Raw genomic sequence first — 15,777 nt, 5'->3', positions numbered from 1 at the left:
GTCACTCTGACAAGGGAAAAAATACCATGGAATGAAATAACCGACGTTCCGCAGATCTCACGAAGAAGCTAAACATTTTTAGCTAACTTCTGCATAACTACTAAAGCAGAATGAGATTTACGTCTGCCATCGTAGCCCACCACGGGATTGTTGCAGGAATCTATGATGATCTTGAGATAGGCCGGATCATAGACGAAGTAATCCCGAAACAAGGTCAGCATAAATTAGCGCATTCCGTTGTGCTCAAAGCCATGATTATGAATGCTCTCGGATTCAACGAGAGGAGGCTCTATATCTTCCCGAAATTCTTCAACAATCTAGCGACAGAACGATTGCTCGGACCCGGAGTTTCACCCCAAGACCTGAATGATGATGTTCTTGGGAGGACTCTGGATAAGATTTACGAGGCAAATTCAACCGACCTCTTCCTCAAAATAGTTCTTCAGGTCATGCAGAAAGTCCAGTTTGGCACCCAGCTTCTCCATACCGACACCACCAGTGTGAGCGTCCATGGCAACTATGAGCATATTGACGGGACACCAGCGATCCAGATCACCTACGGCCATACCAAAGATAACCGTCCAGACCTCAAGCAATTCGCATCAGCACCATTACCAACCAGCACGGGATCCCGCTCTTTGCCAGGACCTATTCCGGAAACGCCTCGGACAAACGGAACCTGATCGAGTCAATACAACAGTTCAGGGCAGCTGTACAGGTTCCTCAAGACGCCTATTTCATCGCCGATAGCGCACTCTACACCTCGGAAAATATCCAGAACTTACGTCAGGATCTCCACTGGATCACCCATGCCTTCCACGATTACCGAAGTAAAGACCCTGCTCCACGCCGATGTTCCGCTGAATCCGGGCAAGGATACCCGGTATTTGTTCTATGAAACCAGATCCGAATATGGCGGTATTTCTCAAAAATGGGGTACTCGTGCATTCAAAGGAGATGCAGATCCGGAAGGAGAAGCCATTTGAGAAGCGTCTCGAAAAACTGGATGTACAGACCACAAAATCGTTCAAGAAACTCCTGGGACTGGAATTTGCATGTGAGATGGATGCACAAGCAGCAGCAGTTCACTGGTCGAAGAACCATCCCTGGTACCGGTATACCAAGTTTGAGATTGTCCCAACCTCGCGAAAGATCGAGATGAAACGAGGTAGACCCAGGAATGACGAGGAACGACGTATCGCCTACACCGTCCAGGCAGAAATCGAACGGAACACCGAAGTAATTCTTGCTGAAATGGAGAAACTGGGGAGATTCATTCTGGCCTCAAATGACCTCTCTTTGGAGCCTGAAACAATGCTTGAATATTACAAAAACCAGGCGGCTGTCGAGAGAGGATTCCGGTTCCTCAAGGACAAGAGTTTCAGGGTCTCCGAGGTTTATTTGAAAAAACCCGAAAGGATTGAGGCTCTTTCGATGGTCATGGTCCTTACCCTCCTTATCTACTCTTTGGTGGAATGGCTGATTCGGAAACGTTTGAAGGAACAAAATGAGTTTGTGCCTAATCAGGTGAATAAGCCAACCCAAAGACCCACATTGAAATGGATATTTACTGATTTTCTTGGGGTCACTGAAGTGAAAGCGGATATTTCCGGGGAGATAGAAGTACAACTGACTAATCTAAACGAGAATGCAAGAAAAATAATTGCGATTCTTGGAGGAAGGTGTGAAAATTATTATGCATGAATCGAGATCTGCGGAAAGCAGGAAATAACGCACTTTCAGAAAACGGGAGGAGCTGCCATCGTCGGCATACTGCTGTTCGAGGGGGCGGGCTGGCGGAAGTGAGAGGAGAGGATTTGCTGGTGCCAGTTGACTTCGCCGCTATCCCGGTCTTCTGCAGCCATCATCGGATAAGCGGAGGCGGTCATCACCGGACTCCGAAGAAGACCTCCCACCAGGGGAGATTGTGCCCTGGGACCGCTCACGATGTGGAAAACGAATTCGTCTGCAATTTACAGATGTCCCCGCATTGAACTGTATCGCCGCCGAAATGCCGGGCAGAGCACTTCCGCCAGACAGGATAAAGCTACCGCCGCAATCCAGGTGAGACTGGGCCCATCAGGAACATCTCCCGGATAAAGAACTGGTGCTGTTTTCATCACAAGGTTCAACCAACCCGGGGTTCTGTGAATGTTCTTATTCAGTCATTATTTACAGAATTTTAAAAAGAAAAAGAACCGGGAGGGATCCCCCGGTGTTCACCTTGGCGAAATTCCGCTTATGCGAACTTCGAGTTCCAGCTCATGCTCTTTGCGAAGGTCGAGATGTCCCCAGCGAATGACGTGGCGTCCTTGAAGGTCATGGTCATCATGAGTTCATCTGCGTCCTCACCATCAACGTCACGGCCGCCCTCTCTCACGCTGCCCTGGATGTAGGCAGAGACCGATCCCTTGACGGGATATCGGCGGCGTAGGAACCGACACCGACATTGTTGTAGATCTGGATGCCCGGGTCAGCGGACTTCATGACGAAGCGCTCGCCCATCTGGGTGTTCAGGTTGGCGACCTTGAGGTTCATGCTGCTGCCGGTCTCGACAATGTTGCAGAAGGTGGGTGCTTCCCTATCGGCTCCGAACGGACAGAGCATCTGCTCTCCGATAGCTCCGTAATTCTCACCAACACCATCGAGCATCATGTAATCGGTGGTGATGATAGAGGATGCGTCGATGCCGAGGTAGGTGATCTGCTTGACGGCCTGGACGTTGTACTGGCCGGTGAGCTTGTTCGAGGTGCTCACATCGAGGTCCTTGTCATAGGAGAGGTACCCATACTCAGCGTTCTGGGTATCTTCAGTATATACGGTCTGGTAGAGAACGCCATCACCGAGTGGCGGGATGGTTGCTAAGTTCTCATCACCACTCATAATAGACATCTGGACACTGGATGCAGCGTTGAAGTTCCCGACCCCAATGACGGTCGTGGACGTCGAGAGTCCCTGAACTTCTCTGACCTGACAGATCCCTGGTTCTGCCATCGCCATGCCGACCACGAGAAGAGGCAGGGCAATGACCAAGATTCCGAGTTTCTTCATAAATATCCTCCTACATTTCATGCTGATACTCTCAGCATCACCTTCTTTTTTCGTACGGAAAATTTATAAACCTTTCCGTTCGTTTTCCCCAGATAAGAAGGATATGAGCGGAATTTGGGAAATATCGTATCGATGACCGTGAAATGTGACTGGATCGCTCCTGGAAAAAATTGGAGAAAGAAAAAGAACCGGGAGGGATCCCCCGGTGTTCACCTTGGCGAAATTCCGCTTATGCGAACTTCGAGTTCCAGCTCATGCTCTTTGCGAAGGTCGAGATGTCCCCAGCGAATGACGTGGCGTCCTTGAAGGTCATGGTCATCATGAGTTCATCTGCGTCCTCACCATCAACGTCACGGCCGCCCTCTCTCACGCTGCCCTGGATGTAGGCAGAGACCGATCCCTTGGACGGGATATCGGCGGCGTAGGAACCGACACCGACATTGTTGTAGATCTGGATGCCCGGGTCAGCGGACTTCATGACGAAGCGCTCGCCCATCTGGGTGTTCAGGTTGGCGACCTTGAGGTTCATGCTGCTGCCGGTCTCGACAATGTTGCAGAAGGTGGGTGCTTCCCTATCGGCTCCGAACGGACAGAGCATCTGCTCTCCGATAGTTCCGTAATCCTCACCAACACCATCGAGCATCATGTAATCGGTGGTGATGATCGAGGATGCGTCAATGCCGAGGTAGGTGATCTGCTTGACGGCCTGGACGTTGTACTGGCCGGTGAAGCTTGTTCGAGGTGCTCACATCGAGGTCCTTGTCATAGGAGAGTACCCCATACTCGGCGTTCTGGGTATCTTCACTATATACGGTCTGGTAGAGAACACCACTACCGAGTGGCGGGATGGTTGCTAGTTCTCATCACCACTCATAATAGACATCTGGACACTGGATGCAGCGTTGAAGTTCCCGACCCCAATGACGGTCGTGGACGTCGAGAGTCCCTGAACTTCTCTGACCTGCGGGATCCCTGGTTCTGCCATCGCCAGGCCGACCACGAGAAGGGCCAGGGCAATGACCAAGATTCCGAGTTTCTTCATAAATATCCTCCTACATTTCATGCTGATACTCTCAGCATCACCTTCTTTCTTCGTACGGAAAATTTATAAACCTTTCCGTTCGTTTTCCCCAGATAAGAAGGATATGAGCGGAATTTGGGGAAATATCGTATCGATGACCGTGAAATGTGACTGGATCGCTCCTGGAAAAAATTGGAGAAAGAAAAAGAACCGGGAGGGATCCCCCGGTGTCCACCTTGGCGAAATTCCGCTTATGCGAACTTCGAGCTCCAGCTCATGCTCTTTGCGAAGGTCGAGATGTCACCAGAGAATGACGTGGCATCCTTGAAGGTCATGGTCATATGGAGTTCATCTGCCCATTCCCAGCCACCCTCACCATCAACGTCACGGCCGCCCTCTCTCACGCTGCCCTGGATGTAGGCAGAGACCGATCCCTTGGACGGGATATCGGCAGCGTAGGAACCGACACCGACATTGTTGTAGACCTGGATGCCCGGGTCAGCGGACTTCATGATGAAGCGCTCGCCCATCTGGGTGTTCAGGTTGGCGACCTTGAGGTTCATGCTGCTGCCGGTCTCGACAATGTTGCAGAATGTGGGTGCATCCCTATCGGATCCGAACGGACAGAGCATCATATCTCCGATCTCTCCGTAATCATCACCAACACCATCGAGCATCATGTAATCGGTGGTGATGATCGAGGATGCGTCAATGCCGAGGTAGGTGATCTGCTTGACGGCCTGGACGTTGTACTGGCCGGTGAGCTTGTTCGAGGTGCTCACATCGAGGTCCTTGTCATAGGAGAGGTACCCATACTCAGCGTTCTGGGTATCTTCACTATATACGGTCTGGTAGAGAACACCACTACCGAGTGGCGGGATGGTTGCTAAGTTCTCATCACCACTCATAATAGACATCTGGACACTGGATGCAGCGTTGAAGTTCCCGACCCCAATGACGGTCGTGGACGTCGAGAGTCCCTGAACTTCTCTGACCTGCGGGATCCCTGGTTCTGCCATCGCCAGGCCGACCACGAGAAGGGCCAGGGCAATGACCAAGATTCCGAGTTTCTTCATAAATATCCTCCTACATTTCATGCTGATACTCTCAGCATCACCTTCTTTCTTCATGCGGAAAATTTATAAACCTTTCCGTTCGTTTTCCCCAGATAAGAAGGATATGAGCGGAATTTGGGGAAATATCGTATCGATGACCGTGAAATGTGACTGGATCGCTCCTGGAAAAAATTGGAGAAAGAAAAAGAACCGGGAGGGATCCCCCGGTGTCCACCTTGGCGAAATTCCGCTTATGCGAACTTCGGGTCCCAGCTCATGCTCTTTGCGAAGGTCGAGATGTCACCAGAGAATGACGTGGCATCCTTGAAGGTCATGGTCATATGGAGTTCATCTGCCCATTCCCAGCCACCCTCACCATCAACGTCACGGCCGCCCTCTCTCACGCTGCCCTGGATGTAGGCAGAGACCGATCCCTTGGACGGGATATCGGCAGCGTAGGAACCGACACCGACATTGTTGTAGACCTGGATGCCCGGGTCAGCGGACTTCATGATGAAGCGCTCGCCCATCTGGGTGTTCAGGTTGGCGACCTTGAGGTTCATGCTGCTGCCGGTCTCGACAATGTTGCAGAATGTGGGTGCATCCCTATCGGATCCGAACGGACAGAGCATCATATCTCCGATCTCTCCGTAATCATCACCAACACCATCGAGCATCATGTAATCGGTGGTGACGATCGAAGATGCGTCAATGCCGAGGTAGGTGATCTGCTTGACGGCCTGGACGTTGTACTGGCCGGTGAGCTTGTTCGAGGTGCTCACATCGAGGTCCTTGTCATAGGAGAGGTACCCCATACTCAGCGTTCTGGGTATCTTCACTATATACGGTCTGGTAGAGAACGCCATCACCGAGTGGCGGGATGGTTGCTAAGTTCTCATCACCACTCATAATAGACATCTGGACACTGGATGCAGCGTTGAAGTTCCCGACCCCAATGACGGTCGTGGACGTCGAGAGTCCCTGAACTTCTCTGACCTGCGGGATCCCTGGTTCTGCCATCGCCAGGCCGACCACGAGAAGGGCCAGGGCGATGACCAAGATTCCGAGTTTCTTCATAAATATCCTCCTACATTCCATGCTGAAACCTAACTTCGCCACTTTTCAGTACTTCCATCAAATTTAAACGACTTAACCCAATTCGCCAGAAGCAATTTACCAGTGATTTGGCGCCTCCAGGCTACCATATCTCTTGATAAAATCTCCAAGAATTGGGCGTATTTCTGGGGAGAAGTTGGAAATGATCTTGACAGGATACCCAAAAGAAGGGTATATGATCGTAAGTGTCAAATTCGTGAGATAATTTTTGAGGACTTTCAGATTTTTCACGACGGGATCTTTACAGAAAAGTTGTGTCAAACTCACCAGGACTTTGGTGAGGAAAACGATCAACACGTGCCCGATCACCGCGTGTTTGGACCAGTGCCGGATCGGCCGGAGCTCGGCTCCTTCTTTGAGGTCCCGGATGAACTTCTCTGCACGGTCACGATTCTTGTAGGCATTCAGGATGTTTTCGGGATCATCATCGATGGTTGATTCAAGCACGAAGAAACCTTCAAGACCGGTTACATAGGGGTTGGGGATATCGCCAATGATCTTCTGGAGATGACCACGGGCGATGATCCAACCCTCAGGAGCGATATACTGGCCGAGATCTTTTCCGCGTTCAACCTTCTTTGTGAGAACCTTCCCCTTCTCCAGGTCTTTCTCAAGTTTCCTTGCTTTCTTCGTCAACTGGTCACAGGCCAGGTCGTCACAGAAAAATATGTACCGGACTTCTTCGCCATCCCGATATTTGACACATGAATAGACCCGGTTGCCAGAAACGAATGAAACCTGGCTTTCTTTCCTGGCATGGTAGATCGTTATCTCGTTCCGGTATGGGCCTTTCTTCTTTGCTTTCAGGGTCAAATAATGGAACTTCAGATCGCGGATCCTTCGTTTGTTATCCTGGGTATTCCCTCCACAGTCAAACACCAGAAGACTGCCTTCAGGAAGAACGCTCGAGCATAACCGGATCAGCATCTGCATATGCTTTTTATCCTGAACATTTCCTTTCTGGATGGTCAGCATCGTCGGTATGTTATTGAGGCCGACACTGATCCCAAATGCGATCTGGAGTTTCCCTGGCTGATTGTCCCGGGAATACCCTAACTCCCCCAGCGGACATTTTGTCCCCTCAAAGTAACTCGAACTGAAGTCCACGAACTGGGTTGGATCCACGAGGCTCTGCTGGGAGATCCAGCGTTGAAACTGGTCAAGAACAATCGACTTTCTTTCTCCCAGTCGTTCCAGAGTCCGATACAAACTCCGGTCTGAAATTGTATCTTCAAACCCCAGTGTCTTGAGAAGTTCGTCGGGGGTAAAGTCCAGAATCTTATTGATCGATACCGATTGATTGAGTTTGTTGCTGATGAGAAGCTTACGGATGGTATGAATGACTTGCTTCGACCACCAACTCCGCCAAGAACTGATGCGAAAAAGTTGGTCTCCGAATCAATTTTATCGATTAATGCTATATTACCTAATGAGAAGGCTGTGTTTTTTTGCATGAAATTATATAAACACTACCTTCTCATCCTTCTTCTGGCGAAGTCAGGCTGATACTCTCAGCATCACCTTCTTTTTTCTTAAGGAGAATTTATAAACCTTTCCGTTCTTTTTCCGCAGATAAGAAGGATATGAGCGGAATTTGGGAAATATCGTATCGATGACCGTGAAATGTGACTGAATAGCTCTTGGAAAGAATTGGAGAAAGAAAAAGAACCGGGAGGGATCTCCCGGTGTTCACCTTGGCGAAATTCCGCTTATGCGAACTTCGAGCTCCAGCCCATGCTTTTTGCGAAGGTCGAGATGTCACCAGAGAATGACGTGGCGTCCTTGAAGGTCATGGTCATCATGAGGTCCTGTGCGGACTCCTCACCAACGTCACGGCCGCCCTCTCTCACGCTGCCCTGGATGAAGGCTGAGACCGATCCCTTGGACGGGATATCGGCGGCGTAGGAACCGACACCGACATTGTTGTAGATCTGGATGCCCGGGTCAGCGGACTTCATGACGAAGCGCTCGCCCATCTGGGTGTTCAGGTTGGCGACCTTGAGGTTCATGCTGCTGCCGGTCTCGACAATGTTGCAGAAGGTGGGTGCTTCATTATCGGATCCGAACGGACAGAGCATCTGATTTCCGATAGTTCCGTATCCCTCACCAACACCATCGAGCATCATGTAATCGGTGGTGATGATCGAGGATGCGTCAATGCCGAGGTAGGTGATCTGCTTGACGGCCTGGACGTTGTACTGGCCGGTGAGCTTGTTCGAGGTGCTCACATCGAGGTCCTTGTCATAGGAGAGGTACCCATACTCTGAGTTCTGGGTATCTTCAGTATATACGGTCTGGTAGAGAACACCATTACCGAGTGGCGGGATGGTTGCTAAGTTCTCATCACCTTTCATAATAGACATCTGGACACTGGATGCAGCGTTGAAGTTCCCGACCCCAATGACGGTAGTGGACGTCGAGAGTCCCTGAACTTCTCTGACCTGCGGGATCCCTGGTTCTGCCATCGCCATGCCGACCACGAGAAGGGCCAGGGCGATGACCAATAATCCGAGTTTTTTCATATGTATTCTCCAACATGCATGCTGATACTCTCAGCACCATTAGATAACGTGCAGGACTATGTTTTTAAAAAATAATGATCACAGCGGTTCATTTATCGAACCCTGCAGGAAATCCTATAACCGCGAGGTTAAATTCAATCCATCGGGGCGGCCTGGACAAACACGATTTTTGAATATATCCTGGCCCCAGCCATTCAATGTACATCTGAAAGCAGGACTTCCAGCCGGCAACCAGGACAAGAAAGGTAACGTAGTTTCCTACCGAATAGGGGGTGAAAGCACACAGTACATTCTCCCTGCACGGTCTTCCAGGAAAAAATATCGAGAACACTCCTGGAAGATTGATTATTATCCAGTGCAGGAAAAAAAAAAAGGTGAAAACCAGGAAAACTGGGTTTCCCCGTTTTCATCCGGCTCCTTCAGGGACCGAAGCCAGACTGGTAGTGCATCTTCTTGTCGAAGGTGAATATCTCCCCGATAAGTTCCGTGCGATCCTCAAACGAGGATTCTTCTCCGAGGTTGTCCGGGGCTCCATTCATCCCCTCTTTGATCGTCCCCCTGATGAAGGCCGCGACCGTCCCTTTCGAAGGGACTCCTGGTGTATACTCTGTCACAAGGATGTGGTAATTCGTCTCAACCGGGGTGTCGGCGCTCTTAGTTATGAACCGGTTATTCGCTGTAGTGGCAACATTGGCGACACTCAAGGTGAATGTACTGCCCGTCTCTACCATATTGCAGAATGCCCCAATGGAGCCACCAGTGCCGAACGGACAGAGCATCCGGTTTGCGGCATTCTGTGAAGTACCTGCGCCGCTTGTCATCAGGTATTCTGACGAATAGATCGAACCGGCATCGATGCCAAGGTACGTTATCTGCCTGGTAGATTCGATGTTATATTGCCCGTTCAGTCTCTCTGCCGTGTTGACCTCAAAGCTCTTGTCATAGGAAATATACCCGTTACCGGCGCTATGGGTGTCTTCGGTATAGACACTCTGATACACGACGGATGAAGCTCCAAGGGGGGGCATGTCGCTCAAGGACGTTCCTGAAGAACTGCTGATGACGACCTCGCTCTTCTGGTCAAAGTTTCCTACTCCAATCACTGTTGTCTGGATGGAGAGCCCTTGCACTTCTCTGACCTGGCAGATCCCTGGGTCTGCCAGTGCAAATCCGCACAGAAAGATACAAATTCCAAGAAAAACGGTTATTGGTTTTTTCATGCATCCTCCATTAGTTACTGCTGATATACTCACACAGCATCCATAAACAGCTGGGGAAAATTGAATTAAATCCTTTCCTGTTTTATTTGCATATCCTTCTCCATGAAACAAACCGTCTAAAGGAGATAAAGAGAAATTCTCTCCAATCACGAACCGCTCAGAACAGAATTATAGCTCATGGACTTTGAAAACGAGATAATATCCCCGCTCATCGAATGGGAGTTATAAAATTCCAGGGTCATGACGAGTCCCGATGATTTCTCAACATTGTTGTCCATCCCTTCCAATGCAATCTGTTTTCCGTTAGGGTAACTGGAGTAAATCTGAGGTTGTAAACCATAACTGGCAGTCGCATTGCTCCCCTCCATGATTGTGCCTTTTATGAACGCAGATACCGAACCCTTCGAGGGAACTGCGTAGCTATAGGAACTTACCTGCACATTGTTGTGGATCTCGATTCCACCTTTGGAACCCCCAATGATAAAGCGATTACCAAGCTCTGTCGTCATGGATGCTATCTTGAGATTCGTGGTGCTGGACGTTTCAACTTTGTTAAAGAACGGAGGAGCGATGGTTTCACCCGAAAATTGGAATGCAGCAACTTCTGCAACCGACAGTATCGCGAGACATACAAGGCATACTGCGAGAATGACTGTTTTCGTAGCCATGGTCAAAACGCTCTTTTCGATACACCGGTTGATGCGATCCTTCATTAATCTATTGGACAGGAAATTGGATTGGTATCACCTTGAGTTAGAAAACAAAGGGACTCTGACCGGATTTCTCACTGTCCGACAATGGAAAAAAAACACAATCCCGATGCTCGTTAATCTCAGTCAGGGACGGTATGCCCATCACTTCCTCGCGATGGTAAGGTATCCCGAATGTCCAACCCGCGTCGATGGCCGCGTCCCCCGCTTCGAGCGGGTCATCTCCCGCTCGATGCATTCTACCGCTCTCACCGATGAAAAGAGCCCTTCTGCCGTTTCCAGCACGATACAGAGATGCTCGATGAACGGGGTATAGCAGGCAAGGTAGCCTCCGGGGCGAAGCAGGGAATGGGCATGGCGGACATGCTCCGGACCGATGGTCATGTCGTAATGGACGATATCAAAGAGATCTTCTGCAGCAAGGACATCACCCGGGATGACCTCGACATTGGCAAGACCGGCCTCCCTGATATTCTCGGCAGCAACCCGGGCGAAGTCCTCCCGCGTCTCGTAGGTCACCACCTTTTTTGCAACTCCTCCGAAAAAGATCGCGGAAATACCGCTGCCCGTTCCGGCATCGAGCACCACATCGTTCCGGTTCATCCCGGTCAGGGCGATCACCAGCCCGATGTCCCTGGGAAGCATGGGTGCCCCGGTCCGTTTTGCATGCTCAAAATAGTCCGGGGCCCGGGGGATGAGCACCCGGAACAAATGACCGGTATGCGATTCGATCGTATCCCCGGCCGATGCCATCCCAACCGCATCGAGATCGATGACTCCCCGGTCCGTGGAGAACATCCCGGTCCCGCTCCGGACAAAGAAGGTCCTGCCCTCGCCTACCAGCAGGACCCGCTTTCCCGGCCCGATCATTTCGAGACCTTCAGGATCGCCTCGGCGATATCTCCCCGGCAGACGATGAGCGCCTCGCGGGCTGCATCGGGGGAAACCCCTGCCTGTTCGGCTACAAGCAGGACATCGTCCTCGGGTATTGCGGGTGCATGTTCTTCGAACCGGGGATGACCCGCAATCTGGTAGGTGGTGACCCCCTGCATGGTCATGGCGGTCACTTCGGCAGTATCGAAGATATAATTCCCTCTCGGGGTTTCGATCACGATACGGCTGACATCGTTGATCGGCTCCACCTGCATCCCTAACTGTTTCATCATCTGCTTCATTTTCCTGGGATTTATGTTTCCGGGCATCATGTCGCTCACCTTCCCTGCCGTACTTTTACCGCTACACCGTAATTAAAGCAAAGCATCTCCCTGCCAGAGAGAACCGCCGATCCGGTCGCAAGGAGCTCATCGTTGCCCGTCACCACCATCACTTCGTCGCCGGATCGGATACCGGCATCTGCAGCGACAACGTGTTTTGCAAACGCGTTCTTCCCCTCCCTGATGAACTCGGCAACCTCGTCGAGCACCACTACCCGGTAAGCGGGCGGAGGGAGAGCGGCAAGGAGCCTCAGGGCTCCGTCTATCCCGAGCGTGAACTTCCCATCCATAGCCCTGACCGTTACCAGCCGTTTTCCTCCGAGGCTGACCTGTCGGACCCTCCCGGTCCGGGAGAGGATGAAGTTGCAACCGTCAGGGAAAAGCGCTCTTCCAGCCCCCCGTCCGAACTGGAAATCAGCGATGACCTGCACCTGCGCCTGCATACTGTCCGGCGAGCACTTCGTTGACACGTATCACAAACTCCTGTTCTGATTCCCGTGGGATGAAGGCCCCTGCGGCGATCCGGTGCCCACCCCCTGCACCCCCCAGCGCGGCCGAAGCGTCAACGATGGCCTGCTGGAGGTCGATTCCCCGTTCAACGACCCGTTCCGTAGTCCGCATGGAGACCTTGGTCAGGTTCGGGTCATCGGGCTGCTCCACCATGATCAGGATGGGCTTGTCCATGTTCAGTTTCGAGAGCGCCATCCCGGCACCGATGCCCACGATGGTATCCGGATACCGGTCGCCGACATGGATGAACTGGAGGTGGGAGAGCTCGGTCACCCCCGCCTCAAGGATGTACTGGAGGAGATCACGTATAGCGGCGCGATGGTTGGTTAGCATGTGTTCGGCCTGCCGGTAGGCGACACCACGGTCGCCGCGACAGATGGAGCCTCCCACGCTGGGTCGTGACCACCGCCCGCAGGAGTTCAAAAGAGTCGCGAACTCCTGGGCGTTCCGGAGCGGGGTGCGTTCCGGCTCACCGGGGAAGATGTACGATTCGGCAAAGAGGCGGGAGATACCTTCTCCGTGAGCAAGAAGCTGCTGGGCAAGCGCGCTGGTGACCCGTCTCCGGTGCTCATCGGGCACCTCCTCCCATACCAGCATGCCCTTAACCGGGTCACGGAGCGGGATGCCAAGCCGCTGGAGGAACTTCATAGCCCCGGGGGCATTATTGCTGATGCCCGGGATGAAGGGATCGTCGTTGTACGAGAGACAAACATGGAGTGGGCGGGTTGAAATGCCGTAGCAGTTGAGATCGCGCTCCCGGATCTCGATCAGGCCCTGGGATGCCCCTTCCCTCGCGATCTCGCGGGCCAGGCCCACCAGGCCACAGTCCTCACGTGCCATCATGTCACCGATGTTCCCGATCACCGCGAGGGGGGCCAGGTCTGCATTGGAGGCATCCAGTTCCTTTGCCACCAGGTAGGCAACCCCGGCAGCAGCAAGCTTGGTGTGGCCGTAGGGCAGGCAGTTGACCTGCTGGTAGGCGGTCCCGCAGTCCTGGCTCACGTGGTGGTCGATGATCAGCACTTCTTCGTTCGAGAGCCCGTACCCCTCGAGCAGGTTCTGCTGACCGGCACCGAGGTCGCAGAAGATCTTGAACGAGTCGTCCATGGGCACCTGCCGCATGGTCAGCGGCTCAAGCTGGCGGACAAAGACCGAGGTCGTCCGTATACCTTCCCTGGCGAGGGCCTGCGCGAGAATCGCCTCGCCGGATATCCCGTCCGCATCGATGTGGGATATGATGGTTGCTTCGGGATGCGAGGAGATCTCCTGCACCGCTGCCCGAACGTCCTCAGAAAGTCCCATCATTCTAGTAATTTGCGGATCCGGTCAAAAATGTTGGCGTTCGGCTGTTTCATCGCCACGGGAACACTTCCCGGGTTTGTGAACCCCGGTGCTGCCTCATAATTCATAAGCACTGCCGCCAGATGCTCTTGCACACCAGGGAGTTTCATGAGGCACCTGAACCAGGGGCTGGACCCTCTTCCGCATGGGATGGAGGAATTTGCCGAAACCGGGCTGATCAGCAACGAGCGGATGCGGGTGGTGGATGCAAACGCCCGGGCACTGGGACTCACCGCGCTGCAGCTGATGGAGGGAGCCGGCCGGGCCCTCGCTGAATCGGTCAGGGCTACCGGCGGGAACCAGGTTCTGATCCTCTGCGGCAGGGGAAACAACGGTGGCGATGGCATGGTTGCTGCACGCTACCTGCAGGATCTCGGACCGCATGTGGTGGTCGTTTCCGGAGCAGGGATGACTGCCGAGACGGCAAGCCAGCTCGGGGTTCTCTCCCACTGCCGGGTCTCAATATATCCGGTCACCTGCAGGGAAGATGTCATGGAGCTCCGCGCCCTGTTCTCGCAGGCAGAGGTCATTGTTGATGCGCTGCTCGGCACCGGGCTGTCAGGTGCGTTGAGAGAACCGGTCCGGACCTGCGTGGATCTGACGGCCGGCTCCCCGGCAACGGTCATCAGCGCCGATATCCCCACCCCAGGAATCCGGACCGATGTGATCCTCGCCTTCCACAGGCCAAAGGTGGAAGGTTCACGGGTCGCGGGGATCGGCATTCCTCTCGAAGCCGAGGTCTTCACCGGGCCCGGCGACCTCCTGGTATTGAAGAAGAGGCGGCCTGATGCCCACAAAGGAAACGGCGGGGAAGTGCTGGTGGTGGGGGGAGGGCCATACCAGGGAGCCCCGTATCTCTGCGGGCTCGGGGCGCTCCGGGCCGGGGCAGACCTCGTCCGGATCGCATCGCCTGTCTTCGAACCTGTGCCTGACCTCATCTATGAACCGCTTGAAGGCACCATAATCGAGGCCGAGCACATCGGGCAGATCCTCAGGCTCATCGACCGTGCCGACGTGGTGGTGATGGGACCGGGGCTTGGCGACCAGAGCCACCACGTGATCCGGGCCCTTGCTCCACATTGCGACAAGGCAGTCTTCGATGCAGATGCCCTCCGCACCCCGCTACCCCGGGCCGGGGAGGCGATATACACACCGCATGCAGGCGAGTTTGAGCGGATGACCGGGAACCGCGTCGGGGGCGACCTCATCGGGCGTGCACGTATGGTCAGGGGGTCGGGAATCCCCGGAACAACGCTGCTCAAAGGCCCGGTCGATATCATCAGCGATGGAGCCCGGGTCAGGTTCAACCGTACCGGGACCCCCCTGATGACCGTAGGGGGGACCGGGGATGTCCTTGCAGGGGTTTCCGCAGCCCTCTTCGTCCAGCTGCCGGCTTTCGATGCCGCCTGCATTGCTGCCTACGTGAACGGCAGGGCAGGCATGGCGATCGAACGGGAATGTGCCGGGGGGATGCTGGCAAGCGACCTGCCGGCACAAATCGCGCTCGAGCTCTTCGGGAAAGGAGACAGGTAATGGTCGAGTTTACACATATCAGGGATGAAAAGGTCCACATGGTGGATGTCGGCGCAAAAGCTGATGTTCGAAGGGGAGCAACCGCTGCAGGCAGGATCATACTCCGGAAGGAGACCCTCGAGGCCATCCGGTCCGGGACGGCGCTCAAAGGTAACGTGCTTGCGACTGCGCAGGTTGCCGCAACGCTCGCGGTGAAGGATACATTCCGCTTGATACCTATGTGCCATACCATTCCCGTGACCGCGGTGGAGGTCTCTTTCGACCAGCAGGAGGAGGCGATCGAAGTGACCGTCACGGTGCGTTCGGTCGGAAAGACCGGGGTGGAAATGGAGGCGCTCACCGGTGTATCAGTTGCACTCCTGACCATCTGGGACATGGTGAAGTCGGCTGAAAAAGACGGGCAGGGCCAGTATCCGGTAACGAGGATCGAGGCGATCCGGGTGCTCGAGAAGCGCAAAGGGTAAGCGAGAAGCAGGTCCTGGGG

The 15,777-nt window shown here is 53.5% G+C and carries 18 protein-coding genes and 1 pseudogene; 3 read left to right on the top strand and 16 right to left on the bottom strand.

The window, feature by feature from the left end; genetic code table 11:
• The first annotated feature begins 110 nt into the window (after positions 1-110).
• A pseudogene (locus IPI71_06125) lies at positions 111-1,704 on the top strand (IS1634 family transposase).
• A gap of 35 nt (positions 1,705-1,739) precedes the next feature.
• Here the strand turns inward: IPI71_06125 and IPI71_06120 are convergent.
• The 16 genes from IPI71_06120 to IPI71_06045 all read right to left on the bottom strand — a co-directional run bounded on the left by IPI71_06120 (position 1,740) and on the right by IPI71_06045 (position 13,721).
• Positions 1,740-1,946: a hypothetical protein gene (locus IPI71_06120; GenBank protein QQR70271.1), complete on the bottom strand. Its 207-nt coding sequence runs from the start codon at positions 1,944-1,946 to the stop codon at positions 1,740-1,742.
• A gap of 293 nt (positions 1,947-2,239) precedes the next feature.
• Complete coding sequence (locus IPI71_06115) at positions 2,240-2,380, bottom strand: hypothetical protein (protein ID QQR70270.1); 141 nt, start codon at positions 2,378-2,380, stop codon at positions 2,240-2,242.
• A complete protein-coding gene (locus tag IPI71_06110) occupies positions 2,377-3,051 on the bottom strand; it encodes a hypothetical protein (protein QQR70269.1) in 675 nt (224 codons plus the stop codon). The genes IPI71_06115 and IPI71_06110 overlap by 4 nt, the downstream gene beginning before the upstream one ends.
• Positions 3,052-3,280: 229 nt before the next feature.
• Positions 3,281-3,694, bottom strand: a complete 414-nt coding sequence (locus IPI71_06105) for a hypothetical protein (protein ID QQR70268.1) — start codon at positions 3,692-3,694, stop codon at positions 3,281-3,283.
• 210 nt (positions 3,695-3,904) lie between these two features.
• A complete protein-coding gene (locus IPI71_06100; protein ID QQR70267.1) occupies positions 3,905-4,093 on the bottom strand; it encodes a hypothetical protein in 189 nt (62 codons plus the stop codon).
• Positions 4,094-4,323: 230 nt separating this feature from the next.
• Positions 4,324-5,148: a hypothetical protein gene (locus tag IPI71_06095; protein QQR70266.1), complete on the bottom strand. Its 825-nt coding sequence runs from the start codon at positions 5,146-5,148 to the stop codon at positions 4,324-4,326.
• A gap of 230 nt (positions 5,149-5,378) precedes the next feature.
• On the bottom strand, positions 5,379-5,942 hold the full coding sequence (locus IPI71_06090; GenBank protein QQR70265.1) for a hypothetical protein: 564 nt from the start codon (positions 5,940-5,942) through the stop codon (positions 5,379-5,381).
• The gene (locus IPI71_06085) at positions 5,923-6,204 is read right to left on the bottom strand and encodes a hypothetical protein (protein QQR70264.1); all 282 of its coding nucleotides are present in this window, start codon (positions 6,202-6,204) and stop codon (positions 5,923-5,925) included. The genes IPI71_06090 and IPI71_06085 overlap by 20 nt, the downstream gene beginning before the upstream one ends.
• A 96-nt stretch (positions 6,205-6,300) precedes the next feature.
• The gene (locus IPI71_06080) at positions 6,301-7,452 is read right to left on the bottom strand and encodes a hypothetical protein (GenBank protein ID QQR70263.1); all 1,152 of its coding nucleotides are present in this window, start codon (positions 7,450-7,452) and stop codon (positions 6,301-6,303) included.
• 500 nt (positions 7,453-7,952) lie between these two features.
• Positions 7,953-8,765, bottom strand: a complete 813-nt coding sequence (locus IPI71_06075; protein QQR70262.1) for a hypothetical protein — start codon at positions 8,763-8,765, stop codon at positions 7,953-7,955.
• Positions 8,766-9,184: 419 nt separating this feature from the next.
• Positions 9,185-9,985, bottom strand: coding sequence for a hypothetical protein (locus IPI71_06070; GenBank protein QQR70261.1), 801 nt, complete (start codon positions 9,983-9,985; stop codon positions 9,185-9,187).
• Positions 9,986-10,131: 146 nt separating this feature from the next.
• Entirely contained in the window at positions 10,132-10,698 is a 567-nt protein-coding gene (locus IPI71_06065) for a hypothetical protein (protein QQR70260.1), read from the bottom strand.
• Positions 10,699-10,839: 141 nt separating this feature from the next.
• On the bottom strand, positions 10,840-11,565 hold the full coding sequence (locus IPI71_06060; GenBank protein QQR70259.1) for a methyltransferase domain-containing protein: 726 nt from the start codon (positions 11,563-11,565) through the stop codon (positions 10,840-10,842).
• A complete protein-coding gene (locus IPI71_06055; GenBank protein ID QQR70258.1) occupies positions 11,562-11,900 on the bottom strand; it encodes a nascent polypeptide-associated complex protein in 339 nt (112 codons plus the stop codon). Before IPI71_06055 ends, IPI71_06060 begins: the two co-directional genes overlap by 4 nt.
• Positions 11,901-11,905: 5 nt before the next feature.
• On the bottom strand, positions 11,906-12,379 hold the full coding sequence (locus tag IPI71_06050; GenBank protein ID QQR70257.1) for a pseudouridine synthase: 474 nt from the start codon (positions 12,377-12,379) through the stop codon (positions 11,906-11,908).
• Positions 12,324-13,721, bottom strand: coding sequence for a DHH family phosphoesterase (locus IPI71_06045; protein QQR70256.1), 1,398 nt, complete (start codon positions 13,719-13,721; stop codon positions 12,324-12,326). The genes IPI71_06050 and IPI71_06045 overlap by 56 nt, the downstream gene beginning before the upstream one ends.
• 231 nt (positions 13,722-13,952) lie before the next feature.
• Here IPI71_06045 and IPI71_06040 point away from each other — a divergent pair, with 231 nt between their 5' ends.
• Positions 13,953-15,293 (top strand): NAD(P)H-hydrate dehydratase, encoded by a 1,341-nt coding sequence (locus tag IPI71_06040; protein QQR71964.1) that lies wholly within the window; start codon positions 13,953-13,955, stop codon positions 15,291-15,293.
• A complete protein-coding gene (gene moaC / locus IPI71_06035; GenBank protein ID QQR70255.1) occupies positions 15,293-15,757 on the top strand; it encodes a cyclic pyranopterin monophosphate synthase MoaC in 465 nt (154 codons plus the stop codon). The genes IPI71_06040 and moaC overlap by 1 nt, the downstream gene beginning before the upstream one ends.
• Positions 15,758-15,777 lie beyond the last annotated feature (20 nt).

The organism is Methanolinea sp. (assembly GCA_016699325.1).
Lineage (GTDB): Archaea > Halobacteriota > Methanomicrobia > Methanomicrobiales > Methanospirillaceae > UBA9949.
Note: the sequence above shows the minus strand (reverse complement) of the source record. Positions and strands in the feature narration are given on the sequence as shown.